The organism is Chryseobacterium takakiae (assembly GCF_900129385.1).
Classification (GTDB): domain Bacteria; phylum Bacteroidota; class Bacteroidia; order Flavobacteriales; family Weeksellaceae; genus Chryseobacterium; species Chryseobacterium takakiae.
Map to the genome: position 1 here is coordinate 1 of NZ_FQVO01000037.1, position 2717 is coordinate 2717.

The window sequence follows — 2717 nt, forward strand, 5'->3', positions numbered from 1 at the left end:
GCAGGGAAGGCCGGTGAATATATCTTTCAGAACTATCACTATCTCTTTTCTGTTTTTTCAAAAATTACCATAAGCGACGGAGGGATACGCCCGCCACCTTTTCATTGTTAAGGCTTTTATCAGAAAATTCATGATCGACAGTACTTTGCGTTGTGCAGGACATTAGTGTCCTATATTGTATGGCTTAACCTAACCGCCATCATGCTGATTACATAGTGCAATACAAAAATACATGCTGTTCCACTCTGAATAAAAGCAGTGAAGAAAACAAATTCTTAAGAAACACATACAACAATGAAAAAATATATTTATTTATTAATAATGCTCCTGCTTTGCATACAAGCAATAGCACAGGGGCACAATCCCGGCACGGTATTACCGGCTACTCCCACTACTGCTCCCTGGAATGTGTACACCGCAGCTCCGGACAACAGGCAGAATGCCTCGGTAACCAATGCCCAGTCTCTGGCATTATCACCTACAGGCAGCAGCGGGACTGATATTTTTGTCAATTATTTAGTTGATACTACAGGATATACCTTTTATCTGGTATATACCACCAACGGAACTGCACCCAGCAGAACCAACGGAACCGTAGTCAATATGTCTTTGGCAGTGATAAGCGGCTCTAACAGAATCTGGGCAGGTAAAATACCACAGCAGACACCTGGTACGGTGGTTAATTATGTTATTTATGCCAATACTACCGGTGGCACACTTGCAGCGGCAAATAACAGGATTGCTTCTAGTACGCTTGGTATACAAGCAAGTTGGACAGAAGGTGATAACTTTTATACGTTCTATGCTCCGGGTGGAGTTACCGGTGCTACATTCTGGTCTCGTTCAGATGCTGGAGTGGTCACTTCTGGTGCTAATGTTACATCATGGACTAATCAGTCAAACCCTGCCAACAGCCTTGGAATGACCCCAACACCGCCTACACGGCAGAGCAGTGATAACATCAATTTTAATCCAACGTTAACCTTTGGTGGAGCTGCAGTAGCTTTTACCCCGTCCAATGTACTTGCTGGAAACAGCAGTTACTCCAGAATTGTAGTATTCAATACATCGCAAGTGGGTCCCACGAATATCCTTGGCAGTGGTGGTGTAGGAGGCACTGGCCTTGCCACTCTTTCCTTATGGAAACCTGCTGCAAATGATAATATATCGCAGTGGGCGGGTGGTAATTTTGGAAGTACAGTAGCTTCTGCGCAAAATATTATGCAAATTGCTAGTAGTATTTATGGAGACAATGTTACTAATGGCACCTATATCAACATAAATGGCACGCAAGGTGGTACTACCACCCACAATTTAGGTGCATTTACTGCTTCTAATGTTGCACTCGGAGGTGCTTATAATATTGGGTGGCAGAACGTTTTCACAGGTAGAATACCGGAAGCGATTGTATATCCTTCGGCACTTGCTACTACACCATTGAGACAGGTAGAAAGCTATTTGGCCATTAAGTATGGTGCTACTATGACTACTGATTATGTGGCATCTAATAATGGAGGTGCAGCACTTATTACTTGGAGTAATGCTACTAATGCAGGCTTTAACAATAACATTGCAGGTATAGGACGTGATGATAATACCGCTTTATTACAAAAGCAAAGCCGCAGCGAAAACGGAGGTTTTCAACCGATAATTGGTTTGGGTACCATTGCGGCAACCAATCAGGCAAATGCCAGTACAGGTTTTGATACAGCAGACCGTTCTTTCTTAATTTGGGGAGATAATGGTGCAGCTACTTCCATTACCACACCGTCAACCATATCCGGATTTAATTACCGTATGGCTAGAGTATGGCGGGTGCAGGAAACCGGTACGGTAGGTTCTGTAAAGGTAGCTATACCGGCAAGCGCTATTACTGGAAACATAGGTAATCTTAGTATAATCACAGCTTCTGATGCAGCGTTTTCCACCAGCGTTAATACAAGCGCAATGAGCCTCGAAACCATTAACGCTACGCAATACTATACCGCAACTGTTGATTTTACCTCGGGGCAGTTTTTCACTTTTGGAGGTTTATTGAGAAATCCGGGAGGAGTATTAGGTGTAAGATTATGGCTGCGTGCTGACCAAGGAACAGACACTACGACTGAAGGAGCGGCAGTAAATACAGTATCAGACCAGTCAGGGAATGGTTTTAATGCGCTTGCTCCTTCCCCAGCAGCCAACAAGCCATTGTTTAGAACGGGCAATAGTGCTGTAGGAAGGGATTTTAACTTTAATCCTTACTTTGATTGTACTGCTAATCGCGGATTCTATAATAATCAGGCAATTTTTACCTCAGATAATAGCAACGGAGCCTATTTTGTGCATGCACAGCATAGTGGCACCGTACCTACATTTGGCACAACATTAATGGCTGTAGCAAGAGGTACTACTCCTGGTACAGCACCTTATATGGATCAGGCTAAGTTTTATTTTACGAGCAATACCAATCTTCAATGGGCTGCAAATAATATCAATGCAACGGTTAATAATGTAACTGCCGCTCCGGCACTTTATAGTGCGAATTGGACAGGATTGACTGCTGCCAATAAAATTCTACAAATGTCATCGGAAGGCAGACGCCGCATTACCACGGGAGCAATAACCGTTTTGCCATGGGCAGGAGGGCAGCCAAGCTCTCAGTTTGCCATCAATGATGTTCATGCATCAGGAGCAGGAGACAATTCGGGTTCTTTTTATGCCCCTGAATTTATCAT

General features: G+C 43.6%; 1 protein-coding gene. It reads left to right on the top strand.

What is annotated here, in order from left to right:
* Positions 1–294 precede the first annotated feature (294 nt).
* The coding region (locus BUA76_RS18955) for a beta strand repeat-containing protein (RefSeq protein ID WP_394332948.1) at positions 295–2717 on the top strand (2423 nt) is incomplete at its 3' end.